The organism is Streptomyces sp. NPDC096339, from assembly GCF_044762985.1.
Classification (GTDB): domain Bacteria; phylum Actinomycetota; class Actinomycetes; order Streptomycetales; family Streptomycetaceae; genus Streptomyces.
In genome coordinates this window covers 14,033-40,075 of sequence record NZ_JBIWFI010000016.1, presented here as the reverse complement: position 1 = coordinate 40,075, position 26,043 = coordinate 14,033, and the positions used below count along the sequence as shown (strand labels likewise).

Here is a 26,043-nt window from a genome sequence, read left to right as displayed (position 1 = left end):
CGTGCGCCAGTGGAAGGCTCGACCGAGGACCCTCGGTGCCCTCGCGACCGGTTCGGCTCACCGCACGGTCTTCGAGCCGAGACCGCCCGGGGTCTTCGGCGCCCAGCCGGGTGCGGCGGCGGCCCCCACGGGATCCGGCTCAGCCATGATCACCTTCCAGTCGTCCCGGCCGTCCGAGCCCTTCCCCACGACCTGGACCTGCTTGATCTGACCGGTGTCGTGGAAGTAGAGGACGACTTCCTGGCGGACCGAGCCCTCGTCGTAGAACTCCGCGGTGACCTTCCCCGCGGCGCCCTTGCCGAATGCCTTGATCCAGTTGTCCGCGGTCTTCACGGACTCGCCGTCGACGTCCTGCTTCCCGTAGGCCAGCGCCGCGAGTGCGTCGGCCTCGCCGTCCGCGATCCGCCACACCACCTGCTGTGCGATGCCCAGTGACCCGGTGGACGGGTAGCCGACCACCGCCAGGGGGTGATGGTTCCCGTAGTCGGTGGCGTAGCGCGAGTCGGCGCTCATGCCGCTCCCGGAGGAGCAGGCGCTCAGCGCCCCCAGGACGGCCACGGCGAGGGCGGCGGGCAGCGTGCGCGATCTCATCTGGATGTTTCCGTGATCTGTTCGAGGAGCTCCGTGTAGACGGAGCGTTTGTCGGGGCGGGCGTGGACGGCGGCGTGTCTGAGGGCGGGGAGCACCGATGGGCCCAGTCCGATGAGCCCCTCGGCCGCGGCCCTGCGGACGACCGGACGGGAGTGCTCCAGGAGTCCGGTGACCGCGGGGATCGCCGGTGCCCACGTAGCGTGGCAGAGGGTGCGGATCGCCATGCGCACCAGGTCCGGCTGGGGGTCGTACAGCAGGGTCGACGTGTGGCGCAGGTACGTCTCGCGGTCCAGCATCGTCCGCGCGGTGCGGTGGGCGTGCAGGCGGACCCCGGGCCTGGGGTGGTGCAGGAGTTCGCCGAGCAGGGACCGGAGGGCGGGGTCCTGGTCCGGGGTGGGGCCGCCGTGCTGCTCGGTCAGTCGGGTGAGGGCTTGGCGTATCCGTACCGGGTCGCCGGTACGGGCCTGGTCCAACAGGGCTTGGCGGGACGGGGGTTGCAGCGGTCCCACCGGGGTGGCCGGGGTGCGCTCGCGGAGGGCGGCCAGGGCGGTGGCGTCCTGTTGCGCGGCGTCCGGGTCGCGGAGCGGGCCGTCCACGAGGAGGAGGCCGTCCGCGAGGTCGTCGCGGCCTTCGGTGCGCAGGCGCAGAGAGGTCCGGGTCAGCGCGGGGGTGCGGAGCAGGGGACGGCCGCGGAGCAGGTCGAGGAAACCCCGGGCGCCGGCGGCGAGCCGGTCTTCGAGGTGCTTGGCCAGTACGTCGGCGGGTGCGTGGCCCAGGGCCCGGGCGGCCGCGGAGCGGCCTGCCGGGGGGTCGTGCTCCCACCATTCCAGGAGGAGCGGGACGAGTGGTTCCAGGTCCCGCGGGGCGAGTCGACTCGCGACGAGGGCCGCCCTGTCGTGCAGGGTGTCGTGCCTGCGGAACTCCGTCTCCAGGTCCGTCCCGCCGAGGGGCAGGCCCTGTGGTGCGCCGAGGGGTACGTCGATGTGGCCTCGCAGGAAGGCTCGGAGTACGGGAAGTCCCGCCTCGGGCTCGGGCCACTCCAGGAGGGCCAGGGCCGCGGTGCGGCGGCGGTCCGGGGCGGGTGCCCGCAGCATGGCCAGCAGGCGCTCCCGCAGGGCGGTCGAGCGGGGCTGGTCGAGGTCGTCCGCCCGTACGGTCCGCGGTCGTCGCGCGGGCGCTCGGGCGGCCGTCTCGGCGATGGTCCAGGGGGGTGCGTCCAGCGGCTGGATGTCCGTCATCCAGTCGATGAGGGCGGCGCGGACCTCGTCGCCGGCGAAGGGGTGGAGGTCGATCAGTGCGGACAGCTGGTCACGCGAGTTCGGGATGCCCTCGTACTCGTCGTGCCGTCCTCGGAATTGTCGCAGGGCGGCCGGGGTCCGCGCCGCGGCGGCCAGCTCGGCCCGCCAGGGGTCGGTCCCCGCCGGTCCCGTGGCCGGCGGGGGCTGCGGCGCGGCGAACGCGTCCCGTAGTACGGCCGTCTCGGCCCGCCGGGGGTCGGCGTCCAGGCGGGCCGAGGCGAGTGCCCGGTCGAGGTCGGCGCGGACCAGTACGGCGTCCAGGCCGCGGAGCAGGGGCAGGGTGGACGGGCTTGCCCCGGGTGCGGGCGGCAGTGCGCGTACCGCGTCGGCGACCGCGGGCTTCCGGTCCGCGGGAAGGGTGGGCGCCACCGCTTCGAGTACCGCGACGAGGCCCTGCCGGTCTTCGGCGGTGGCCGCCGGGAGCGCGGCGAGGAGGGAACCGGTGGAGCGGGCGAAGACCGTCAGTTCCTCCTTCGTCCACGGTGTGGGGCAGAGGCGCAGGGTGAGGCGCAGAACGCGGTCCCGAACGGCGGGTTCGGAGTCGGCGGCCAGGCGGAGCCAGTCCGCCAGCATGGGGCGCAACTCCCGGAGCCGGAAGGGGCGCGGCAGGTCGTGCTGCCTGTCGGCGAGGCGTCGGGCGACCGACGGATTCCAACCCCGCGCCGCCAGTGCTCCGAAGTCGAGGTCCGCTGCGCTGCCCGGGCTGAACGACGGGGTGATGCCGTGCTCGGCCATGGCCGTCGACAGCTCCTCGATCGTGCCTGAGGCGAGGCGGATCCGGCGTCGCGCGATGAGGGTGAGCAGGGGCGGTGCCACCCGTGCCGCCTGGGCGTGCAGGGCGAGGACCGAGCGTGCCGACAGCGTGTCGTGGAGGGCTTCCAGCAGCAGCTCGCGGGACCGTCCGTCCTCGCTGTGTTCGGCTGCGGCGAGGACCGTCGCCGGGTACGCGTCGCCGAGGATGGTGCGCAGGGCCTCGACGAGGGTGTCGCGCAGGCCCGGATTGTCGTGGCGGCCCAGCCAGAGGAGCAGGTCCGGTACCGCCCGGGGTGTACCCGCGCGGACCAGGACCCCGGCGGCGGTCTTCTTGATGTTCATGTTCGGGTGGCCGAGACAGGCGGCGACCGCGCCGGCGGCCCAGCGGGCCCGTGCGTGGCCGAGGGCGAGCAGGGCCTGCCGAACGGTCTGGACGTCCTGGGCGGCGGTCAGTGCGATCAGGGTCGCCGACAGCGCCTGCGCGTCGTCCCCGGCCGCGTCGCGGGCGAGCAGCGCGATCGCGTGCTTGCGTACGTGCCGGTCCCGGTGCCGCAGCAGACGGTGCGCCCGCGCGCGGGTGCGTGCGGAGGGGACGCGGAGCAGGAGTTCGAGGAGGATCGCCTGCTCGCCGGCCGACACTCCGGGCCGCTCCAGCAGGTCCAGTGCCGTGTTCGCGACGAGTGCGTCCCCGGCCTCCCGTGCGGTCGTCGCGTCGAGCAGGCAGGAGGGCCTGATCCGTCGCCGCTCGTAGAGGCGGCGGCCCAGGCCGTGTACGGCGTCCAGGACCTCCTGCGGTACCACGGGCTCCCCGTCCCGCTGTCCCGGGGCGGCGGTACCGCCCGGCTCCCGGGTCGCGGCCAGGTCGGCGCAGATGCGCAGGAGCAGGTCCGCGATGACCGGCAGCGTGCCGGCGCTGCCGTGGGCGGCCAGTCGGCACAGGGCGGCCACCGGCTCGTCCGGATCCAGATGGGAACTCAGGAGGGCCAGTTCCCGCTCGTCCGGGCCGCCGAGGTCCGCCGCGATGCGGGCCGGCAGGTCGGTGGGATCTAGACGTACGAGGAGGGCGTGCCGCCGTGCCGGATCGTCGGTCAGATGCCACAGCACCTCGAGGGCGCGACCGCGGACGGCGCGCAGATGCGGGGCGATCGCGCCCCGGCTGCCCGGGCCGTCCGGATTGCACGGGCCGTCCGGGCCGTCCGGTGTGGTGAGGCCCAGCCCTTCCCCCAGCGCTGTCGTCGTCCGGTGGCCGCCGATGGCTTCCAGGGCGTCCAGGGCTGCCGCGGGAGCCGATGGCAGGAGGGCGATCACGGCGTCTTCGGCATCCGTGTGGCGCAGGGCGCGGATCGCGTCGAGGAACGGCCCCGCCGCCGGGGCCGAGGGAAGGAGGCGGGTGATCGCGTCCCCGATCGGGAGCTCCCCCGCCCCCTGTCCGGCCAGGGCGACGAGCAGCGCGAGCCGTCGCGGCCAGCTCGGATCGCCGGCGGCCGTGTCCACCAGTACGCGGAACATCTCGTGCCGGCAGGTGAACAGGACCGTCGCGACCTCGTGGGGCGGGATCGAGTGGTCGGCCAGCGCGAGGCCGATGACGGCCGGGACGTGCGGACCGTCCGGGAAGTGCCCGCGCCGGTGGAGGCCCCTCAGGCAGGTCAGCGCCGGCCCGCCCAGCAGCAGCGGGTCCTGTGCGGCGACGGCCGTCAGTGCGCCGATGTCGTCGCGGTCCGCCGAATCACCGAGCAGTTCCAGGCCGCGCCGGCGAAGGAGCGGTGGCATATCCGGATCGTCGACGACCCGCCGCAGCAAGGCGCCGTGCCCGTGCAGGGCCGATGCAGTGAGTGCGGCATCGGCCACCTCGGGCCGGTCCCGCACCGAGTCGGCGGTGAGGAAGGGGGACAGGCGCGCCTCGGGCAGGGGATCCAACACCGCCCACGGCGCGGCGAGTTCACCCAGCGCGGCGACGACGACGCCCGCGCTGTCGGCGCCGAGCAGGTCGATCACGTGTGCGCGGACCGGAGCCGGAGCCAGCAGACCGGCGTACAGCCCCTGCCGGGCCAGTCGCAGCGCCTCGGCCTGCAACACCGGGTCGCCGCTCGCCGCCAGCTCGTCGACGAGCCGCTCGGGCCGGTGCGCGCCGGCCGCGGTCGTCTCCCGTACGGCCTGGTACAGCGGCTCGCCCGGCGGCTCCGTCCGGACGAGCGTCGGGTCGGTCAGCAGCTCGGCGCGCAGCCACGCGATCCGCACGCGGGCCGGCAGCCCGGCCGTGCGCCACGACGGCCGGGGCAGCCCCCGCAGGTACGGCCCGAGTCGTTCGTAAAGCCGCGCCAGGACGAGCGCCGTCTCCGGCGGTCCGTCGAGCGACAGCGGGAGCAGCGCCGCCAGTTCCGCCATCTCCGGCTCGCCGTCCGGCCGGTCCGCCGTGACGCGCTCGGCGAGCAGGAGCAATCCCCGGTGCCGCACGCGGGGATCCTCGTGCCGGATGAGACGTCCGAGCGCGGACGGTGGGCAGAGCCGCGCGTCGAGGTGGTCGGCCGTCCCGTCGACGTCGGCCCGACGTACCGCATTCCGGAAGGGTTCGTCCGCCACCATGGTCATCGTCGGATGCTAACGGGGGCGTTGCGGGCCCCACCAGCGGGTTTCACCCCGTGTGCCTCACGCCGGTCGCGCCCCGTCGGGCGCCCCTGGTGTCCACCGCCCGCCCTCCGCCGCCCGTCGCCCGCTGCCCGCCGACGGTCGGGAGGCGGCGGACGGCGGACACCGGGGGTGCGTCATGCCGTGGCCGGTTCCTCCGGGCGCGGGAAGAGGACCGCTCCCTTGGTCACCTTCGCCCCGGCCTGGAGCTTGCCCCACTCACCGGCCTGCTGGACCTTCTGGTCCGCCAGGGCGCCCAGCGATGCCTCGGCGCCCAGGGAGTCCCACAGCTTCCGGGAGGTCTCCGGCATGACCGGGCCCAGCAGGACGGCGATGGCGCGCAGCGACTCGGCCGCCGTGTAGAGGATCGTGGCGAGGCGGGCGCGGCCCTCGCTCGATTCGTCCTTGGCCACCTTCCACGGTTCCTGCTCCGTGATGTAGCCGTTGACCTGCTTGATGAACTCGAAGACGGCCAGGATGCCGCCCTGGAAGTCGATCTCGTCGCCGATGCGGCGGTCCGCTTCCGCCACCGCCTTCGCGAGACCCTCGTGGACGGCCCGCTCCGCCACGCCGTCGGCCGTGGCCTCGGGGAGGACGCCGCCGAAGTACTTGCCGACCATGGCCGCGACACGGGACGCCAGGTTGCCGTAGTCGTTGGCCAACTCGCTGGTGTACCGGGCGGAGAGGTCCTCCCAGGAGAACGAGCCGTCCTGGCCGAAGGAGATCGCGCGCAGGAAGTACCAGCGGTAGGCGTCCACGCCGAAGTGCGAGGTCAGGTCCTGGGGCTTGATGCCGGTCAGGTTCGACTTCGACATCTTCTCTCCGCCGACCATCAGCCAGCCGTTCGCGGCGACCTTCCGCGGCAGCGGCAGGCCCTGGGCCATCAGCATCGCCGGCCAGATGACCGCGTGGAACCGGAGGATGTCCTTTCCGACCAGGTGGACGTCGGCGGGGAAGGTCGCCCCGAACTTCTCCGGGTTCTCGTTGTAGCCGACCGCCGTGGCGTAGTTCAGCAGCGCGTCGACCCACACGTAGATCACGTGCTTGGGGTCCCACGGGACCGGGATGCCCCAGTCGAAGGTCGACCGGGAGATCGACAGGTCCTGCAACCCCTGGCGGACGAAGTTCACGACCTCGTTGCGCGCGGACTCGGGCTGGATGAAGCCCGGTTCGGCCTCGTAGTGGGCGAGCAGCCTGTCGCCGTACTCGCTCAGCTTGAAGAAGTAGTTCTCCTCGCTGAGGGTCTCCACCGGCCGCTTGTGGACCGGGCACAGCTTCTGGCCTTCGTACTCGCCCTCGCCGTCGAGGAGCTCGCCGGGCAGCCGGTACTCCTCGCAGCCCACGCAGTAGGGGCCTTCGTAGCCGCCCTTGTAGATCTCGCCCTTGTCGTACAGGTCCTGTACGAACTCCTGGACCCGGTCGGTGTGCCGCTTCTGGGTCGTCCGGATGAAGTCGTCGTTCGACATGTCCAGGTGTTCCCAGAGCGGCTCCCACGACTCGCTCACGAGCCTGTCGCACCACTCCTGCGGGGTCACGCCGTTCGCGTCGGCCGTGCGCATGATCTTCTGGCCGTGCTCGTCGGTCCCGGTGAGGAACCAGGTGCGCTCGCCGCGCTGTCGGTGCCAGCGGGCGAGCACGTCGGCCGCGACCGTGGTGTAGGCATGGCCCAAGTGAGGAGCATCGTTGACGTAGTAGATGGGGGTGGTGACGTAGAAGGCCTTCGCCCCGGCAGACTCGGGTCCATTGGGATTCATGGCTGGCGAGTCTAGTCGATCGATTCGGGCATCATTTTTGGGAACAGGCTTGCGGTACAAGGCTGTTGGCCGTCGTCAGAGCCTCGACGGGGCTGCGCCGGCCGGTTCAGTCCGGGGTGTGATCGCTCGAAGTGACGAAGTGGAAACCGGGCCGCGGGTGCATCAGGAAGTCGTGGTGCGAGATGTTCCAGGCGTAGGCGCCCGCCAGGCCGAAGGCCACCCGGTCGCCCGCCCGCAGGCCCGGGGCGGGCACGTTCCGGGAGAGCAGGTCCTTCGGGGTACACAGCTGGCCGGTGAGGGTGACCCGCTGCCCGGCCGCCGCGGGGCGGGACCAGGGGTGGGGCCACTCGGACACGGGGATCACGGTGCAGGGCTGGTCGTGGCCCTTGGTCGCGGGGGTGCGCATGTGGTGGGTGCCGCCGCGGACGACGGCGAACTCCTCGCCGTGGCTTCGCTTCACGTCCAGCACCTCGGTGGCGTACCAGCCGCAGTAGGCGGTGAGTGCCCGGCCCGGCTCGATCCGCAGGGTGAGGCCGGGGTGGGCGTCCGCGAGGCGGGCGAGGCCGGCGCCGTACGAGGTCCAGTCGAAGCGGGTCGCGGGGGCGGCGTAGTCCACGCTCATGCCGCCGCCCATGTTCACCTCGGCCAGGGGGACGCGGTGGCGGACGGCGAGGTCCGCGGCCCAGGTGACGACCGATTCGGCGACCGCGAGCTGCTCGGGCGCGTCCAGGCCGCTCGCCAGGTGCGCGTGCACGCCGAGCAGCCGCAGCCCGGGGCAGGTGCCGTCGGTGAGCAGCCGGACGGCCTCGTCGGCCTCGGCCGGGTCGAGGCCGAAGGGGGTCGGGCGGCCGCCCATGGCAAGCGAGCTGCCTTCCAGGGAGGCGGCCGCCAGGGGGAGGTTGAAGCGGAGCAGCACCCCGGGGACGGCCTCGCGGCCGGAGGTGGTGCGCGCGGCGAGGGCGGCCAGCACGCGCAGTTCGTGCAGGCTCTCGACGTGGAAGCGCTCCACGCCCAGTTCGAGGGCGGCCGCGAGCTCGGCGGGGGTCTTGCCGGGTCCGCTGAAGGCGAGGGCGCGGCCGGGCACCGCCTTGGCCACGTGGGCGAGCTCGCCGCCGGAGGAGACCTCGTAGCCGTCGACGTACGGGCCGAGGGCGGCCAGGATCTCCGGCTCCGGGTTGGCCTTGGCCGCGTAGTACAGCTCGACCCGCTCCGGGAGGGCGGCCCGGACGGCTGCGGCGTGCTCGGCCAGCGCGGTCAGGTCGTAGAGGTACGCGGGCAGTTCGGTGCCGTCGAGCGTGGCGAGGCGGTCGCGCACCGCGGGGGTCGGGGCGGAGGTGGAGGTGGAGGTGGAGGTGGAGGTGGTCATCGGGCGCTCCGGGTGTCACGGTCGTGGTCGGGTCCGGCGCCGCTGCGGCGGGCGTCGGCGCCGGCCTCGGCATGGAGTTGCAGGCCCTGGGAGAGGACGTCCTCGGCGAGCGGGGAGGCGAGCCGCACGTAGCCGGCGTCGCGGTCGGCCTTGCGCTCCCAGCGGGTGAGCAGGTTGGCCTTGGCGGGCAGCGGCACCCCGGCGAGCAGGGCGGCGAGGCGAGGCGGGCAGCCGTACCGGTCGGCGTACGCCTGGAGGGTGGCGCGGACCTCGGCCCACAGGGCGGCCTCGGTGTGCGGGTGCAGGTCGGCGAGGGCGGCGAGCACCTCGGCGACGTGGTTGACCAGCAGGCAGTACACGACCCGGTCCCAGCCGCGCTGGGCGTCGTAGGTCATCGGGCCCGCGACATCGGCCGGGAGCGCGGCGAGGAGGTCGGCGTGCTGCTCGGGGACGAGCTTGGTGCCCTCCAGGTCGCGGAAGAGGACCTGGGCGGGCATGCCCTCCTCGTCGACGCAGACGACGACGTTCTGCAGGTGCGGTTCGAGGACGAGTCCGTGGTCGAAGTACGCGGCGAGGACGGGCGGGACGAGCAGTTTGAGGTACGCCGTCCACCAGTCGAGGGCGGTCTGCGCGGAGGCCTCGCCGAGCAGGCGGGAGACGTGCGCGGGGCCGGTGGGGTACTCGTCGGCGACGGCCGCGGCGAGCAGCGGGGTGGTGCCGGGCATCAGCCGGGCGAGGAGCCCCTCGCGGACGATCACGCCGAAGCCTTCGAGGAGGGAGCGGTCCGGGGTGCCGTCGGGGCCGGGGAGGGCGATGCTGCGGTAGGCGGGCTCGCGGAGCATGGCGGTGCCGGGGAAGCGGGCCTCCAGGTCGGCGAAGACCGGGGCCAGCAGGCGGGTCAGGGCGACCGCGCCGGACAGTTCGTAACTCGCGTTCTTGCGCAGGCAGTTGGTGATGCGGATGTTGAGGCTGAACTTCAGGAAGGCGGCCCCGTCGTACAGGGTGCGGACGGAGGCGGTGGCGGCGAAGGGCCGGCCGGCTTCGCCCAGGTCCAGGATGTCCCCGCGGTCGAACGCGGCGCGCAGCCGCGGGTGTTCGCGCAGCATCTCGTACTGCCACGGGTGCGCGGGGAGCAGCCGGTAGCCGTCGGGCACGTCGGCGCGGAGCCGGTCGAGGGGCCCCGCGGCTCCTTCGGCGGCGGTCTCCTCGGCGATCAGCTGCTCGCGGACGGCGAGGTGGCGCAGCCGGAAGGAGGCGCCGGTCTCGGGGGCGTACGCGAGCCAGGAGGCGGTGTCGCCGGTTCGGGCCTTGGGGGTGGGGTGGAAGCGGTGGCCGAAGACGAGGGACTGCTCGGACTCCAGGTAGGCGGTGAGCCCGTCGCCGCCCCCGGCCCCGGCCCCTCCCCCGGCCGTCTCGGCGGGCGGCCACTCGGCCCGTACGGCGAGCGCGGCCGAGACGGCCTGGTGGCTGGAGGCGATCTGCTCCAGGAACTCCTCGTTGCGCACGTCGGTGCGCAGGGCCAGCTCGTCGTGGGCGTACTCGGCGAGGCGGCGCCAGTCGATCTCGGCCCAGCCCCCGTCGCGCTGCTCCCGCACGGGTCCGGTGAAGCGGTGCGCGCCCAGCAGGGACGTACGGCGCAGGGCGGCGCGCAGCAGTACCCCGCGGCGGGGCAGCCACAGCAGCAGGTGGCCGTCCGCGACGGCGGTCTGGTGCTCGGGGCCGGACAGCTCGCGCAGCAGGCAGTTCAGGAGGGTGTGGACGACGGCCTCGTCGGCCGTGGGCAGCCCGGCGGGGACGGTGGAGGAGAGGGCGGCGGCGGTACCGATCTCATCGGTCAGGGACATCAACGGCTCCAGCGGGTGCGGAGAGAGCGGAGGTTCGGGGCCGGAAGGGCCCGGAGGGCCGGGAGGGCGGTGACGCAGACCGTGACCAGCGCCACGGCCGTGCCGGTCAGCACGGGTGCGGTGGGCCCGTACAGGCCGTTGCCCGCGGCGGCGGCCAGTCCGGCGACGACCGCGCCGGCCTTGGAGAAGAATTCGATCGAGCCGAACAGGCCGCCGGGGGCGCGGCCCTTGGCGCATTCGGAGGCCATCACGGCCAGGCAGACCAGGCCGAGGGTGAGTCCGGCGCCGAGCAGCAGCCGGACGGCGACCAGGGTGGCGAGCGAGTGGGCCGGCCCGTGCCCGGCGAGCCCGAGGGCTATGCACGCGAAGCCGATCGCCAGGCCGAGGCGGGGCCGGCGGTGGAACGCCGAGTGCACCCACATCGCCGTGGCGAGGTAGCACAGGTGGGGCAGGGCGAAGAGGACTCCGGACACCGCCGGGGAGGTGCCGGGGATCCGCTCCTCGATCAGGGAGATCAGGTACGGGAAGGAGATCACCGTGGAGAAGACGAAGGCGAACTCCAGGGCGTACAGACCGCGCAGGGAGGTGCCGCGGGCCCCTCGGGCGGGATGCGGGACCGCGGGGGCGGCGGACGGCGCCGGGGCCCCCTGGGCCGCCCGGCCCGTCGCGGCATCCTGAGCCGCCGGGGCCGCTGAGGCCGCCGGGGCCGCTGAGGCCTCCCGGGCCGGTGGGGTGTCGGCGGGCGGTGTGCCGAGGGGTTCCGCCCGGTTGCCGCGGGATTCCGGCAGCGCGGTGATCAGCAGGGCCGCCGTCAGGGGGAGCACGGCCAGGAGGGCGTACTGCCGGTGCGGGGAGAGCCACGGCGAGAGGCCGCCCACCACGATCGGGGCCAGGACAAGGGCCGCGCGGGCGGCGCCCTGCATCAGGGTGAGGGCTCTGGAGAGCTCGGGACCCTCCAGCGCGGCGCCGAGGTAGCAGTTGGAGGCCGCGAAGGTGCCGCCGAGGACGCCCTGGAGCACCAGGGCCACGGTGAAGGCGGGGATGGACTCGGCCCAGCCGGCCAGCAGGAAGGACACGGCCAGCCCCAACTGGGCGCGCAGCAGGAGCCGTTTGCGGCCGAACCGGTCGGCGAGCCGTCCCCAGAGCGGGGCTCCGACGGCCGCGAAGACGGTGGGGACGATGTAGAGCACGCCGGCCCAGCTCGCGTCGCGGTCGCCGAGCTCCGGGAGGATCTCGGTGAGGAAGGGCGGGAGGCCGAGCGCGGCGAAGGAGGCCACGAAGTAGCAACCGGCGACGGCGCGCACCTGCCCCCGGCCGAGGGCCGGCCGGGCCTGGCCGGCGCCCGCGCCCTCCGTCACGCCCTGGGCGGGCGGCGGCGCCGCGGCTCCGCCGGCCTCCGTCGCTTCCGGGGCCGGCGGGGGCGTCGGCGCCGTGGTCTCGCGGCCGTGCGGGGGTGCGCTCGCGGTCACTGCCGGCCTCTCAGAAGGTAGTTGGGGCCGGTGGTGTAGTGCTTGTTGATGTCGGCCGCGCCCGAGCGTTCCTTGCTGAGCAGGGTTCCGGCGCTGACCATCGCCTTGACGGGCAGCTCCGGGGCGTCCAGGACCCGGGCGCGGAGCACGGCTCCCGGCTCCCCCGCTCCGGTGCCGAGTCGTTCGACCGCCTCGGCGAGCCGGTCGCGTACGAGGGCCTGCAGGGCACCGGCCCCGGCGCGGCCGTGCCGGGCGAGCCCGAAGGCGTACGAACCGGCGCACAGGTGCAGGGTGATCGTGGTGAACATGTCGGTGAGCGGTCGGTCGTCCTCGCAGAGGATGCGGGCGTCGTCGAAACCGAGCGGCACGTCGGCGCCGAGGCTCGCCCGGGCACGGGCAGCGTTGACGCGCGGGCTGTCGTCGTCCTTGAGCAGCAGCCGCATGCGGGTGTCCCCGGCCGGGTCGCGGTCGAGTACGAGGGAGATGTTCTGCTGGTGCGACTCCAGGGCGATGCCGTGGCCGAACAGGGTCGTCTGCCAGTCGAAGAGCAGCCGCAGGTAGCCGTCGAGCAGGGCGATCGGATCCCCGTCGTGGAACCGGTCGGCGAGGTGGTCGATCAGCAGCCTCCCGCCGGGGGCTTCGGCGAGCAGCGCGGCGAGCGGGGTGACGACGGCGTCGTCGAGCCCGGCCGGCTGGCGGCGGCAGAGCGCGGCGAGGAGCTCGTGTCCGGCGTGGGCGTGGACGGTCTCGTCGGCGTGCAGGATCACGCCCTGGAACCGCGGTTCGCGGGCGATGACGGTTTCCAGCAGCCGCTGGCCGGCGACCCCGTCGGCGAGGAAGCCGGGCCGGATGATGCGGCGGTTGCGCAGCCCCAGGGTGGCGGTGGCCATGGGGACCTTGATGTGCAGGGTGGGGTCGTCGGTGACGGCGACCGTACGCATGGACAGCGTCGGGACGACGTCGAGGTACGGGCGCTCCGCGAGCACGGCCCGGTCGGCCAGGCCCGCGGCGCTCAGGGCCTCGCGCAGCGGCGCCCCGACGGTGAGCGGGTGGACGGGGAGGGCGAGGTGGCTGCCGTCGAGCCCGGGCAGGCCGAGCGCGGCGGGGGTGGGCCAGGCGTCGGGCAATGCGGCGGGGCCGCCCGCCACGGTGAGGTCCCGCTCGGGCACGACGATCCAGCGCAGTGCGAAATGCGGGTGGAACTCGGGAGCGTGGGAGCGCAGTTGGCTCTCGTCGAGGCCGGAGCGGCCGCGCGCGGTGGGGTACACCGGGTGGTCGAGGCGCGCGGCGAGGGTGTCGTGGGCGAGCCCGGCCGCGAGACCGGTCCAGTCGGCGGGGTCTTCCCCGTGCGCGGCGGTGAGGGCGGCGGCGACCTCGTCGCGGGTACGGGCGTGCAGGCGCATGGTCGCGAGGGTCTGGCGGCACTCCTCGGCGAAGGCGTCGAAACCGGCGCGGTCGACGGGGTCGGCGAGCGCGCGGAGGGCGCCGAGGACCTCTTCGTGGGTGGTCAGTTCGCGGCCGTCGGACTCCCGGGCGAGCAGCGGCAATCGGGCGGCGTACACGCTCTGGTAGCCGTCCGGGGCGACCGGGAGGAGCAGGGCGTCGCCGTCATCGGCAGTTAACCGCAGCCAGCGGCCGTCGGCGCGGTCGACGGTGGTGGTGCGGGTGCGCAGGCCGACGACGTCCTCGCGCAGGAGCGCGCCGAGGACGCGGAGCAGCAGCTCGGCCTCGGTGGCGTCGGCGGGTTCGGCCGTTTCCGCGGGCGGGGCCGCGCCGGCAGGCAGGGCCGCACGGTCGAGCGGGGTCGCATCGGCGGGCGCGGCCGCGTCGGCACGGGCGGCCGGGACGGTCGGGACGGTCGTGGTCACGGGGTGATCTCCCAGCGCTGGGCCGCGAGGTGGTCGGCGGCGACCCGGTCGACGGTCTGCTGGTCGGTGTTCCGGCCGACCGCGCGCAGTACGCCGATGTAGTCGCGGTTGGTGCCGTACAGGTCGTGCCGCTCCCCCACCGCGCGCAGCGGGCGGTACGTCAGTTCGACGCCGTCGACCGTGAGGTCGGCGGCCTCGGGCGCGGCCGTGAGGGTGCCGGCTTTCCGGGCGCACGGGTAGTCGACGAGGGCTGCGCCGTCCGTGCGGGCGCCGAGGTCGGCGGGGAGCGGCTCGCCCAGGTGCGTGCGCAGGACGTGCTCGAAGAGCGGGATGTCCAGCAGCCGGGCGAGCATCAGGTCGATCTGGTCGCCGATGGCCCGGTAGTTGACCTCGATGATGCGGGCGCGGCCCTCGTGCACGACGAACTCGGTGTGGCAGATGCCGAATCCGACGCCGAGGGCGTCGAGTTGGGCGAGGACCTGCCGGACGACCGGTTCGGGGTGGGCGCCGACGAAGGTGCAGCGCTCCTCGATGAAGTACGGGGGCGGGGACAGCCGGGTGTGGAAGCCGCCGAGCACGTGGCGGACCGTGCCGTCGCCGAGCGTCTCGATGCTGTGGAGCTCGCCCGCCAGGTACTCCTCGATCACGAGGGCCGCCCGCGGCCGGCGCTCCTGGATCTCCTTGCAGCGCAGGACGAGTTCCTCGGGCCCCTCGACCAGCACCACGTCCTCGCTGGCCACGCCCTCCCGGGGCTTGACCACGCACGGGTAGGGCACGTCGAGGGCGGTGAGGGTGGCCGGGTCCTGTCCGGCGGCGAGCTCCGTCGACCACACCGCGTCGAGTCCGCTCGCGGCGAGGTGGCGCCGCATCTGGGCCTTGTCCTTGACGCGCAGTGCGGTCCGCCAGTCCTTGGCGGGGAGGCCGAAGTAGTCGGCGGCCAGGGCGGCCTGGGTCTGGAGGTGGTCGCTGTTGGTGAAGACCGCGTCGGGTGCGTGGTGGGTCGCGATCCGGGTGACCACCGCGCGGAAGTCGCGTACGTCGCACTCCAGGACCTCGACGTCCGGCGCCGAGCGGCGGTGCGCGTCGGGCTGGTCGGTGAGGACGGTGACCTGGAGGCCCAGTCGGGCCGCGGCGGGGAGGAACCCCTCGGTCACCGAGTCGGTGGGGTTGAGTGCGAGCAGGTACAACCGCATGGGCTGAGCCCCTTCCGAGTCCTGAGCTGTGGGGGTGAGCGGGTGACTGCTTTCCGGCACGCCTCGGTGCCGACGGATTTCCGAACCCGCCGGCAAAAGCAGCTTAGGTTAGCCAACCCTTAGTCTCAACTCCCGTTCGAGACACGCGGGGTGGCGCGGCGTCCATGATCATAGATCATTGGGTTAAGGTAAGCCTTACCTACTCCCTCGTATGGAGTCCCAGTGTCGAACATGATCGAGAACCGATGACGGCGGTCCCGCGCATCGCGTCTCCCCCACGTCCCGCGCCGGACTGCGCCGCCACCCTGGCGCGGACCTACGGCCGCCTCGCGACGGTTTGCGAGGCATTGGACGTGCAGGTGGCGGCCGCCGGCACACCGACCTTCGCGCGACCCTTCGCACAGCCGTCCGGGCACGCCCGGCGGTGGGTCGGCGGCGCCGAGCTGGCGGAGCGGGCGGAACCGGTCCACGACCGGGGAGCCCTGGACGCCTTCGTCGCCGCCGAGGCCGACCGCATCCGGGCGGGCCACGGCCACGATCCGCGCCCCGACGTCGCCGCCTCGCGCGCGCTCCACGACTACCTCTGGACCGTCAGCCTGCTGATGAGCGGCGCCTGGTACCTGGAGCGGCGCGTACCCCGCGTCCGCCCGCGCGAGGTCCGCGTCGACCTGGCCACGGGCACGTTCGAAATCGTCCCGGGGACCGGGTTCGCGTGCCTGCCGGGCGATCCCGCGGCGCACCTGCCGGGGGCCAGGGTGGTCGCGGACGAGGAGGCCCTGCGCGCCGAGCTGCGCGCGGCCGTCGCCGATCACGTACGACCGCTGCTCGCCGCCATCGGGCCGCGGGTCCGCCGCCGGGACCGGGCCCTGTGGGGCATGGTCACCGACGACCTCGTCTCCGGGATCTGGTACCTCGGCCGCGCCCTGGGCCAGGAGGAGCGGGCGGTGCGCGAGGCGACCGAGCTGCTCCCGACGGCCATAGCCCCCTTCCCCGGCGGCGCCGACTTCCGGCGGCTCGCGGACCGTTCCGGGCACCTGCACCCGACCCGTACCCGGCTCGGCTGCTGCATGTACTACACCCTGGACCCGTCCCGGGCCTGCGCCACCTGCCCGCGGACCTGCGACGCGGAGCGGCTGCGCCGGATCGAGGACCAGACCTGAGCGGGAATGCCGAAGGGCCGGTCCCCGCCCCGTACGCATCGCGTACGGGGCGGGGACCGGCCCCTTGCCGGTGAGGCGGCGCCGCCTACTTGGCGGGGTCCACCTGGAAGGCCTTGGCCAGGTCGTCGAGGACCACGTCGGCGCCCTGGAGGGAGACCGAGGTCATCCAGGTGGCGTCGTCGACCTCGTGGACCTGGTTCTTCTGGACCGCGTTCAGGCGCTGCCACAGCGGGTTGGCGAGGAACTTCTTCTTGCGCTCCTCACCGCCCGAGAAGCTGGTCATGAAGATGTGGTCGGCGTCGGCCTGCTGGATCTGCTCCTCGCTGATCTCGATGTTGAACTTCGCCTCGTCGCGCTGGTTTTCGGGGCGCGTCAGACCCATGTCCGTGAGGATGATGCCGCTGAAGGTCTTGGGCAGGTAGATGCGCGTCGGGCCGTCGACGAAGCGCACGACCGAGAAGGTGGGCTTGCCGTCGGCCGAGCCGCCGCCCTTGGCGTTGATGGCGTCGCCGATCTTCTTGGCACGGGTCTGGTAGGCCGTCAGCTTGGCCGCGGCCTTCTCCTCCTGACCCAGCGCCTGACCGAGGAAGGTGATGTTCTCCTTCCAGATCGGTCCGGTGGTCTTCACGAACACGGTCGGCGCGATCTGGCTCAGCCGGTCGTAGAAGTCGGCGTGACGGACCGTCGCCGACACGATCAGGTCGGGCTTGAGGGCCGCGATGGCCTCCAGGTTGGGGCTGTCGAGCGGACCGACGTCCTTGGTGTCCTTCACCGCCTCACCGAGGTAGGGCGGGAAGCCCTTCTGGTCACGGTAAGATCCGATTCCGCCGACCAGCGGCGCGTCGAGCGCGACGACCGCCTCGACCAGGCTGTTGTCCAGGGCCACCACGCGCTTGGGCTTGGCCTTGATCTCCGTCTTGCCCTTGTCGTGGGTGATCGTGCGCGGGAAGCCGGCCGACTCGGCGGTCGTCGGCTTCGACGACTCGGCGCCCGGCTTCGTGTCGTCGCCGCTGCCGCCGCAGGCGGCCAGCGAAAGGGCGAGGGCCGCCGTGAGAACGGCAGCGGCGATCCGGCCCGGCCGGCGGCGCTGAGTGAAGGTGTTCATCGGTTCTCGGTTCTCCAGAGGGAACATTCGTTCTTAGGTAAGGCTTGCCTGAGTGAACGCGTTGTGAAGACTAGCTGCTCTTCGTGGTCAAAATCCAGACGGAACCATGGCACAAATTCGGTTAGGCATCCCTTACCTTGTGTGAGTGTCTCTGAAGCCCGTCACCGCGTCCCCCGGCGCGGCCAGCGCCCCAACCGTCCCGCCACCCCGCAGAGTTGCGTCCCGGTCCCTGGTACTCGCGGCGCTGGTCGTCACCGTGGCCGCCATGGTCTGCGCCTCCCTCGCGATCGGCACCAAGGCCGTGCCGTTCTCGGACGTGCTGGCCGCGATATCGGGCAGCGACGCCGGTGACGCGGTCGTGGTCCGCGAACTGCGCATGCCCCGTACCTTCCTGGGCCTGCTGGTCGGGCTCTCGCTGGGCGCCGCGGGCGCGGTCGCCCAGGACATCACCCGCAATCCGCTCGGCGACCCGGGTCTGATCGGCATCAGTGCGGGCGGCTCGTTCGCGGTCGCCGCGAGCATCGGCATGCTGGGGCTGACGAGTTCGTACCAGTACATCTGGTTCGCCTTCCTCGGCGGGGCGTTGGCCGGGCTCATCGCCTACGCCGTCGGCGGCACCGGCTACGGCGGCGCCACCCCCGCCAAACTCGCCCTGGCCGGCGCGGCCGTGACCGTGCTGCTGGACGCGGGCACCAACACCCTGGTCCTGCTCGACGTACGCACCCTGGACCAGTACCGCTTCTGGGCGGTGGGCTCCCTGGCCGGCCGGGATCCTCAACTGGGCATGCAGCTGCTGCCGTTCGTCGTCGTCGGACTCGTCCTCGCCATCGGGCTCAGTGGCCGGCTCAACGCACTCGCCCTCGGTGACGACCTCGCCAGCTCGCTCGGCACCCCGGTCAAGTCCACCCGCGCCCTGGGCGCCCTCGCCGTGGTCCTGCTGACCGGCGCGGCCGTCGCCGCCGCCGGTCCGGTGACCTTCATCGGCCTGGTCGTGCCGCACGTCGTACGGGCCTTCACCGGGCCGGACGCCCGCTGGCTGGTGCCGTGTTCGGCGCTCGGCGGGGCCTCCCTGATGCTCGCGGCCGACGTGGTGGGCAGGATGGTGGCCCGGCCGGGCGAACTGGAGGCGGGCGTGGTGACCGCACTGCTGGGCGCGCCGTTCCTCGCGCTGCTGGTCAAGCGCGGCAAGCTCAAGGAGCACACCCGATGAGCGCGACGAGTACGGCGCCCCCCGCCGCCACCGGGGTCACGACGGTCCGTCAGAAGAAGGCGCGGCGGCTGCGGTTCGAGTTCGGACCCGTCGGATTCGCCGTACGCCCCCGGGTCGCGTTCGCGGTGCTCGGTCTCGTCCTGACCGGGTTCGCGGGCCTGATCGCCTCCGTGTCGCTGGGCACCTTCGCGATCCCCGTCGGCGACGTACTGGGCGCGGTGCTCGGCACCGGTTCCGGCGCGGCCGATCTGATCGTCCACCAGCTCCGGCTGCCCCGCGCCCTGACCGCGCTGCTGGTGGGAGCCGCGTTCGGGCTGGCGGGCGCCGTGTTCCAGGCCGTCACCCGCAACCCCCTCGCCAGCCCGGACCTGATCGGCATCGCGGCCGGCGCCGGGGCCGGTGCGGTGTGCTCGATCCTCGTCGGCGGAGTCGCCGCGGCCGGCGCCGGAACCTTCGGGGCCGTTCCGTTCGGGGCCCTCGCCGGCGCCCTGCTGACCTCGCTGGCCATCTACCTGCTGGCCTACCGGGACGGCACCATCACCGGCTACCGCTTCGTCCTCGTCGGCCTCGCCGCGAACGGGGCCCTGATCGCGCTGACCCGCTGGCTGCTGGCCCGCGCCGACATCGACCAGGCCTCCCGCGCCATGGTGTGGCTGACCGGCAGCCTCAACGGGCGCGGCTACGAGCACGTCCAGTGGTCCGGGCTGGCGCTGGCGGTGCTCGTACCGCTGACCCTGGCGCTCGCCCGCCCGTACCAGCTGCTCCAGTACGACGACGACACCGCGCGCAGCCTCGGCATCCCGCTGCGGCACGCCCGGATCGCCCTCCTGGTCCTCGCCACCTGCCTCACCGCGCTGGCCACCTCCGCGGCCGGCCCGATCGCCTTCATCGCGCTGGGCGCCCCGCAGATCGCGCGCCGGATGACCGGCAGCGCGGGCATCCCCCTGGTCACCAGCGCGCTGACCGGGGCGGTCCTGCTGATCCTCTCCGACCTGGCCGCACGCCTCGTGCTCGCCCCGACCGAACTGCCCGTCGGCGTCCTCACCGGCGCCGTGGGCGCCCCGTACCTGCTGCTGCTCCTCGCCCGTACCAACCGGGCCGGAAAGGGAGGCTGACATGACCGCCCCGCTGACCGAGACCCCGTCCACCGAGGCCCCGTCCACGGGCACCACGCCCACCGCGCTGCGCACCTCCGCGCTGCGCCTGGGCTACGGCGACCGCATCGTCTCCGAGGAGCTCGACCTCGACATCCCGGCCGGGCGGGTGACGGCGCTGGTCGGCCCGAACGCGTGTGGCAAGTCCACCGCGCTGCGGGCGCTGGCCCGGCTCCTCAAGCCCGTGGGCGGCGCCGTCCACCTGGACGGCGAGGACATCGCGGGCCTGTCCGCACGGGAGTTCGCGCTGCGCCTGGCCCTGCTGCCGCAGACCCCCAGCGCGCCGGACGGCATCTCCGTACGCGACCTGGTGGCCCGCGGCCGTACCCCGCACCAGCGGTGGTGGCGCCAGTGGTCCTCCTCCGACGAGGCCGCGGTGGACGCCGCGCTGGCGGCGACGGGTGCCGCGGAGCTGGCGACCCGCTCCATCGACGAGCTGTCGGGCGGCCAGCGCCAGCGCGTGTGGATCGCCATGGCGCTGGCACAGCACACGCCGGTGCTGCTGCTGGACGAGCCGACGACCTACCTCGACCTCGCCCACCAGGTCGACGTCCTCGAACTGGTCGCCGACCTCAACCGCACGGAGGGCCGCACGGTGGTGATGGTCCTGCACGAGCTCAACCTCGCCTGCCGCTACGCCGGACACCTCATCGCGATGCGCGACGGCCGGGTCGTCGCCGCCGGCCCACCGTCCGAGATCGTCACCCCGGAACTGGTCCACGAGGTCTTCGGCCTGCGCGCCGCGGTCATCGAATGCCCGGTGGCCGGCACCCCCCTGGTCGTCCCGATGGGCGGTCGCCGAACGGAAATCGCCTGACGGGGCCGGAAGCCGCTCCCGGTACGTATGCGACGGGTGTGAAACCCGATCGGCTGTAACGCGTTAGAGGCATTGGGCCGACCGATCGCCCGCCCGCCCGCGACGCAGTCGAACGTACGAGGAGCACCATGACCAGCACGACGACGAACCCGAAACCGGCCGGACGCGGCCGGATGAAGCTCGCGGCCCGCTGCCGGCTGGTCACCGAAGCACCGGCCTTCGGGATCGTCGTCTTCTGCGCGATCCTGTTCAACGCGGCGCTGATGGGTCTGGAGACGTACAGCGGTCTCGCCGGGGAGTACGGGCTGGTGCTGGGCGGCGCGGAGAACTGCTGCCTGGCGCTGTTCACGCTGGAGATCCTGCTGCGGATCGGCGCGCAGGCCGACCAGCCGAAAGCATTCTTCCGCGACCCGTGGAACCTCTTCGACCTCGCGGTCGTGGCCTCCGCCTTCCTGCCGTTCGTCCGCGAGAACACCACCATCCTGCGGCTGCTGCGCCTGGCCCGCGTCCTGCGCACCGCGCGCTTCCTGCCGCACCTGCGGATCCTGCTGATCGCCGTGGGCCGCAGCCTTCCGGGCACCGCGAGCTTCCTGTTCGTGGGGGCGCTGGTGGTGTACGTGTACGCCATGATCGGCTGGGTCTGCTTCGCGGAGGCCGACCCCGAGCACTACGGCTCGGTGGGCCGGGCCGGGCTCACGCTGTTCCTGCTGACCACGCTCGACGGGCTGACGGACGCGGTGCGGGCGGGGCTGCAGATCTCCCGGCTCAGCATCCTCTTCTACGCCTCGTACGCGCTGCTCGCCTCCTTCGTGCTGGTGAACGTCCTGATCGGCGTCGTCCTCAACTCCCTGGACGAGGCACGGGAGATCGAGGAGGAGAACAACCGGATCCCGGCGCAGGGCGGTGAGGGGGCCGACCTCAAGGAGCGGATCGCGACGGCGCGGCGGGCGCTGGACGAGATCGAGGCGGGCCTGGCCGCCGCGGCGCCGCCGTCGCCGTCGCCGGAGGGGCTGCCGGAGCGGCGGCTGGAGGCGGCCTCACACTCCGGATCCTGAGCCGTCCTGCTCCGTGTCGCGCAGGCGGATGTCGTGCGTGCCGTCCGGGCGCCGTCCGACGGTCCAGCGGTCCGGCTCGCCGGACGACGGGAGTTCCGCGTCCGTGTTCGCCTCGAAGCGCACGCCTTCGAAGCGGACACGGCCCTGGAAGTCTGCGGAGTCGAAGTCGACCGGGCACTCGAACACGGCCCCGGTCGACAACAGCTCGCCCTCCCATGCCGTGTGCCGGAAGGACACCGGCCCGGTGAACACGGCGTCGTGCAGCCCGAGCACGCCGCGGAAGACAGCCCGGGCGAAGTCGGCCGATCCCGCGACCCGGACCGCGTTCATGTCCGAAGGACCCTCCAACACCGCTCGGGCGAAGGAGACTTCCTCGCCGAAGACACACCCCGAGAAGCCGGCGCCGTCGGCGAAGCGGGTGCGGCGGAACCGCGCCGCGCCGCGGAACCGGGCCTGCTCGAAAACCGCTGCGTACTGGAAGACCGCGCCGTCGAAGGAGACCGACCCGGCGAAAGCGCACCCCCCGAACCGTGCGCGCCGCTGGAACACCGCGTGGTTGAAGGAGACACCGCCCGAGAACTCCGCCCGCTCGGTCGTCCAGTCGTCCATGAAAAGTGCGCGGTCGAAGTCCACCCTGCCCAGCCTGACGCGCCCCGTCTCCCGATCCGTCACCGCGTGCAGGAGGTCCCCGAGCAGTCCGGGGACGAAGGTGGTGCCCCTGAGGTCCAGCGGTGATCCCGGCCCGAGACTCCCGAGGTAGGCCGCCAGTTCCGCTCCGTTCAGATGGGCCAGGCACCGGTCGTACCCGGGCAGCCGGATGCCGGTGCAGCCCACCGGGTTCGAGGAGCGGTAGCCGCAGAGTTGCCAGTCGACGTCCTCGCGCCGAACCTCGTCGGCGTCGATCAGGGCCTGCCCCAGTTCGGCCGGGTCGTCGACGGAAACCCAGTCCGCCGACCCGGCGCCGCTCGCCGAGAGGGTGCGCTGCCCGGCGACGCCGAGCTGCATGGCGATCTCCCGGTACAAGGAATGGGACACGAAGATCCGCAGCGGCTCGGACGTCTCCCGGTGTCCCGCGTCCTCGACCTGCCGGGCGGCCGGCGGGAGGGCTTCCGCCCCCGTGCTCACCGCCACGGTGAGACCCGCGATCCACGGCGCCTGTGCGTCGAGGAACTCGGCTGCCTTCATGCGCAGTTCGCACAGCATCCGCCCGACCATGCCGATCGCGCCCGGGTCGTACACCATGACGAGCCGGGAGTCCTCGGTGCCCTCGATCACCTGCGCCGCCGCCCCGATGTCGCGCAGGAGGTCCCGCAGGAACGTGTCGAACGGCTGCCCGATCTCGTACGACAGTGTCCCGCCCATCGGGTCGGGCGGAGCGAGCCGGTGGCCCGTGCGGCGGATGTCGAACATCAGACCCGCCTGGGTTCCCCGGCCCACCACGCCGCGCACCGCCCTGTGCGCGTCGAGGACACGACGGAAGCCCTGCTCATCCAGCAGGGACCGGCTCGACAGGAGCACCATGCGGTCCGGCCAGATCCCGTGGACCACGCCGATCAGTTCTCCGTCGCGGGAGACCGGGCCGCCGCGGTAGTGCGTCCAGTTCTCCGGTTCGGCGGAGAGTCGTACGAGTTCGGCGTTGGCTGCACCGCCTGCCGGAAGCACCTCGCCCGTCAGTGCGACCGGTTCCCCTTGATCGGTGAAGCCGTCCACCCGGCCCCGGCCCGGCCCCGCGTCCTCGTCGGACCAGCGCAGGGGCCCGGCGAAGACGGCCGGATCCACGACGTCCTCGTCGGCCAGCAGCAGGTACACCCGGGGCAGTGCCCAATCCTGCGACCACACCCGGCGGCACGCCACCTCTCGGCCGGTGACGCGGACCCATACGACCGCACTCGTGAGGAGCAGCGCGTCCCCGACCGTGAGCACGAGGCGCGGCGTCAGCAGGGTGCCGACCTCCTGCGGCTCCGCCATGGTGTCGTACCGGACCCGGACCACGCGGTCGGCCAGCCCCGGCTCCGCCCGGACGGGCCGCGGCCGGGCCGCGAACGGCTGGGCGTCCGGCGCCACCAGCCGGCGCCCGTCCCGCCCGCTCGTGACGCGGGTCGCGGAGAAGTCCGGCCCCGGGCCCCGGTTGCGGGTCATGTACTCCCAGACGCGGCGGCGTACGAGTTCGCGTACGGCGGCCACCTCGCCGCGCAGCTGCGAGCCGAGCAGTGCTTCCCGTACACCCGGCAGGAACTCGAACTCGACGTCGTCCGAGCTCTGTTCGGGACCCCACGGTGCGAAGAGCCCGCCGAGGGCGACCTCCGCCAGGTGCCCGTGCTCGGATTCGCGCAGCAGGGAGCGCCGTACCAGGGTCATCACCGGGAGGGTCAGCGGTACGGCGGCCAGGTGGGCGGCGAGCTGCTGGGCGGTCGGGGAGGCGTTCGCCCGGAAGCGTTCCACGACCTCCAGGGCGGTGGCGGCCACGGGCGGCACGGGGGCCTCCGGGGGCGCCGCGAGCCCGGGTCGCGCGTCCAGGCGCAGGCACGCCAGGCGGTGGCGGCGGCCGTCCCCCGAGACCACGCGCAGCAGCCGGGCCAGGCCCGAGGAGGCGAGCCCGACGACGGGGACGACGGCGGCGGGAGCAGCACCGTCGGCCGGGCGCCTGCGGCGCGGGGTGCCGCGCGTGCGGGTGGCCCGGCCGCCCGGGAACCGCTGCCAGGCACGGGTGGCGACGGCCGGGCGGTCCGCGCGCAGGGAGAAGGGGACGGGCCGGACCGCGCCACGCGTCCAGAGCCGTTCGGGTAGCACGTTCAGCACGGCCACGGCGTTGTGCGCGCTCCAGTGCCGCAGCACGCCCTGGAGCGGGGCTTCGCGCCAGCCGCCGGCCACGGTGTCGGAGAGCACGAGAAGCAGGCGGCGGCCCGCCGGGTCGGCGAGTTCGAGGGGGTTGCGGGGCGGACCGCCCCGGCGGTGCGTGACCATGGGGGTGGCCCCGGAGGCGGTGCCGGTCAGCTGCCAGGTGCGCACGTCGCGGAAGACCCCGCTGCGGGTGAGGACCTTGCGGAGTTCGTCCACGAAGTCCGTCCAGAGCAGCATCGAGTGGTGGGTGTCGACGACCAGGGCCAGGTCCAGCCAGCGGCTCTCGGCGGGCCGCAGGACCGGGGTGGGCACCATCCGTTCGATGCTGCGTTCCACGGTGAGCTGCTCGTCCAGCTCCTCCCCCGGCCCGCCGATGGAGCGGCGGCCGACGGGGCGCAGGGAGCGCATCAGGCCGAGCGGGTCGTCGAGGGAGCCGGCCCGCGGCAGCCGCAGGGGCGTGCCCCGTCGGCCCCCGGGGGCGTCGCCCGGCTTCCCCGCCGGGGCCGCAGCCGGGTTCCCCCCGGGGTCGCGGACGGGCACGGCGGCCGGGTAGAGCCGTACGTCCGGTTCCTCGCCGCCCCGGTCGCCGCCGTGGGCCGGGACGGCATCGGGCGCGACGGGTCCGGCGGCCGGCGGCTGCCCGCCCCCGGGCCCGGCCTGCGGAGCCGTGGGCGGGCGGGCGCCCGCCGGGTCCACCCGGGCCGCCAGCCACAGGATGTCGGCGATCTCCTCGACCCCGGCGCCGGGGCGCGGGCCGCCGTCCCCGGCGCCGTCGGGGAATTCGGCGAAGGCGGCGAGCAGCTTCTCGATCACGCCGTCGGCCCGGTCAGGTGCTGCATGACGGTGTCGAGGAAGCGGTCGCGGTCACCGGGGGACGACCAGGCACCGGCGAGCCTGAGCTGGATGGCGTTGAGGAGCTGGTCGGTGGCCAGGTCGCCGTCCTCGGCGCGGTCGAGGAAGGCCCGGACGAGTTCCCGGTACTCCTCGTCGGTCTCGATGTCGACGCCGAGGCGGCGGCGCACGATGCGGGCGAGCTTGTCCGGTCCGGGGGCGTCCAGGTGGAGGCGGACGCAGCGCCGCAGGAACGCGGGCGGGAAGTCTCGTTCGCCGTTGCTGGTGAGGACGACCACGGGGAAGTACCGGCACTGGACGTTGCCGTCCTTGATGCGCACGGTGGCGTCGAGGCCGTCCGCCGTGCCGACGGGGACGGTACGGCTCTGCTTGGCGAGGCGGGCCAGTTCGGGGATGACGAAGCCGCCGTCCTCGAAGACGGTGAGGAGGTCGCCGGGGAGGTCGATGTCGCTCTTGTCGATCTCGTCGACGAGCAGCACGCGGGGGCGGTCCTGCGGCAGCAGCGCGGTACCGAGCGGGCCCAGGCTCAGGTAGCGGGAGATGGAGGGGGCGGTGACGGGAGCGGGCACGGCGTCCGGCGCTGCGTCCGGTGCGGCGTCCGGTGTGGTGCGCTCGACAGCCGGATCGGTGCCGGGCGGGCGCAGCTGTTCCAGGCCCGCCTCCTGGAGCCGTCCGACGGCGTCGTAGAGGTACAGCCCGTCGCGCAGGACCGTCCGGCTGGTGATCGGCCAGTGCAGTACGGGCCCGAGGCCGAGGTCCGTCGCGATGCTGTAGGCGAGCGTGGACTTGCCGACGCCCGGCTTTCCGGTGATGAGGAGCGGCCTGCGCAGGTGCAGGGCCGTGTTGACGACGTCCTTCTCCGGCTCGTCGGGTACGTAGCCCTCCCCGCGCTCCACCGTCTGCCGCCAGGCCTTCCCCTCACAGCCCGGTGGGGCGTACTGCGGGTCCGGGGCGCCGTTGAACCTGCGCCAGGGCGGCGGCGGGCCGGCCTCCAGGCGGGCACGCCGGTCCGCGCCCTCACCGGTCCCGTGGTACAGCCACCAGTCCTTCGCCACTGCCTGTGCCTCCATCGTCGGTGTCGCCGTCTG

General features: G+C 73.7%; 16 protein-coding genes. 5 read left to right on the top strand and 11 right to left on the bottom strand.

Translation table 11 applies throughout. From position 1 onward, the window contains the following. Positions 1 to 57: 57 nt before the first annotated feature. The 8 genes from ACIQ5Y_RS21135 to ACIQ5Y_RS21100 all read right to left on the bottom strand — a co-directional run bounded on the left by ACIQ5Y_RS21135 (position 58) and on the right by ACIQ5Y_RS21100 (position 14,761). A complete protein-coding gene (locus ACIQ5Y_RS21135; RefSeq protein ID WP_403882364.1) occupies positions 58 to 591 on the bottom strand; it encodes a hypothetical protein in 534 nt (177 codons plus the stop codon). After that, entirely contained in the window at positions 588 to 5,231 is a 4,644-nt protein-coding gene (locus ACIQ5Y_RS21130; RefSeq protein ID WP_403882361.1) for a HEAT repeat domain-containing protein, read from the bottom strand. Before ACIQ5Y_RS21130 ends, ACIQ5Y_RS21135 begins: the two co-directional genes overlap by 4 nt. A 173-nt stretch (positions 5,232 to 5,404) precedes the next feature. Next, a complete protein-coding gene (gene metG, locus ACIQ5Y_RS21125) occupies positions 5,405 to 7,021 on the bottom strand; it encodes a methionine--tRNA ligase (protein WP_403882358.1) in 1,617 nt (538 codons plus the stop codon). A 106-nt stretch (positions 7,022 to 7,127) separates the two neighbouring features. Next, positions 7,128 to 8,387, bottom strand: coding sequence for a type III PLP-dependent enzyme (locus ACIQ5Y_RS21120; RefSeq protein ID WP_403882355.1), 1,260 nt, complete (start codon positions 8,385 to 8,387; stop codon positions 7,128 to 7,130). After that, on the bottom strand, positions 8,384 to 10,231 hold the full coding sequence (locus ACIQ5Y_RS21115) for an IucA/IucC family protein (RefSeq protein WP_403882352.1): 1,848 nt from the start codon (positions 10,229 to 10,231) through the stop codon (positions 8,384 to 8,386). Before ACIQ5Y_RS21115 ends, ACIQ5Y_RS21120 begins: the two co-directional genes overlap by 4 nt. Beyond that, on the bottom strand, positions 10,231 to 11,589 hold the full coding sequence (locus ACIQ5Y_RS21110) for an MFS transporter (protein WP_403882665.1): 1,359 nt from the start codon (positions 11,587 to 11,589) through the stop codon (positions 10,231 to 10,233). Before ACIQ5Y_RS21110 ends, ACIQ5Y_RS21115 begins: the two co-directional genes overlap by 1 nt. A 107-nt stretch (positions 11,590 to 11,696) precedes the next feature. Next, complete coding sequence (locus ACIQ5Y_RS21105) at positions 11,697 to 13,484, bottom strand: IucA/IucC family protein (protein ID WP_403882662.1); 1,788 nt, start codon at positions 13,482 to 13,484, stop codon at positions 11,697 to 11,699. Between the two features lie 80 nt (positions 13,485 to 13,564). After that, positions 13,565 to 14,761 carry an acetyl-CoA carboxylase biotin carboxylase subunit family protein gene (locus ACIQ5Y_RS21100; RefSeq protein ID WP_403882349.1) on the bottom strand — a complete coding sequence of 399 codons (1,197 nt, stop codon included), beginning with the start codon at positions 14,759 to 14,761 and terminating at the stop codon, positions 13,565 to 13,567. A 245-nt stretch (positions 14,762 to 15,006) separates the two neighbouring features. Between ACIQ5Y_RS21100 and ACIQ5Y_RS21095 the strand changes: the two genes are divergently transcribed. Next, positions 15,007 to 15,921, top strand: coding sequence for a (2Fe-2S)-binding protein (locus ACIQ5Y_RS21095; protein WP_403882346.1), 915 nt, complete (start codon positions 15,007 to 15,009; stop codon positions 15,919 to 15,921). 85 nt (positions 15,922 to 16,006) lie between these two features. Here the strand turns inward: ACIQ5Y_RS21095 and ACIQ5Y_RS21090 are convergent, their stop codons facing one another. Continuing rightward, entirely contained in the window at positions 16,007 to 17,026 is a 1,020-nt protein-coding gene (locus tag ACIQ5Y_RS21090; RefSeq protein WP_403882343.1) for an ABC transporter substrate-binding protein, read from the bottom strand. Positions 17,027 to 17,171: 145 nt separating this feature from the next. On the opposite strand from ACIQ5Y_RS21090, the gene ACIQ5Y_RS21085 reads away from it, so the two are divergent. From ACIQ5Y_RS21085 to ACIQ5Y_RS21070, 4 genes are all read left to right on the top strand, one after another. Then, complete coding sequence (locus ACIQ5Y_RS21085; protein ID WP_403882340.1) at positions 17,172 to 18,236, top strand: FecCD family ABC transporter permease; 1,065 nt, start codon at positions 17,172 to 17,174, stop codon at positions 18,234 to 18,236. Next, positions 18,233 to 19,351, top strand: a complete 1,119-nt coding sequence (locus tag ACIQ5Y_RS21080) for a FecCD family ABC transporter permease (protein ID WP_403882338.1) — start codon at positions 18,233 to 18,235, stop codon at positions 19,349 to 19,351. Before ACIQ5Y_RS21085 ends, ACIQ5Y_RS21080 begins: the two co-directional genes overlap by 4 nt. 1 nt (position 19,352) lies before the next feature. After that, positions 19,353 to 20,207, top strand: a complete 855-nt coding sequence (locus tag ACIQ5Y_RS21075; protein ID WP_403882335.1) for an ABC transporter ATP-binding protein — start codon at positions 19,353 to 19,355, stop codon at positions 20,205 to 20,207. Positions 20,208 to 20,335: 128 nt separating this feature from the next. Beyond that, positions 20,336 to 21,262 carry an ion transporter gene (locus ACIQ5Y_RS21070; RefSeq protein WP_403882332.1) on the top strand — a complete coding sequence of 309 codons (927 nt, stop codon included), beginning with the start codon at positions 20,336 to 20,338 and terminating at the stop codon, positions 21,260 to 21,262. Here the strand turns inward: ACIQ5Y_RS21070 and ACIQ5Y_RS21065 are convergent. Continuing rightward, positions 21,245 to 24,916: an SAV_2336 N-terminal domain-related protein gene (locus ACIQ5Y_RS21065; RefSeq protein WP_403882329.1), complete on the bottom strand. Its 3,672-nt coding sequence runs from the start codon at positions 24,914 to 24,916 to the stop codon at positions 21,245 to 21,247. The genes ACIQ5Y_RS21070 and ACIQ5Y_RS21065 overlap by 18 nt on opposite strands. Further along, positions 24,913 to 26,025, bottom strand: coding sequence for an AAA family ATPase (locus ACIQ5Y_RS21060; protein WP_403882326.1), 1,113 nt, complete (start codon positions 26,023 to 26,025; stop codon positions 24,913 to 24,915). The genes ACIQ5Y_RS21065 and ACIQ5Y_RS21060 overlap by 4 nt, the downstream gene beginning before the upstream one ends. Positions 26,026 to 26,043 lie beyond the last annotated feature (18 nt).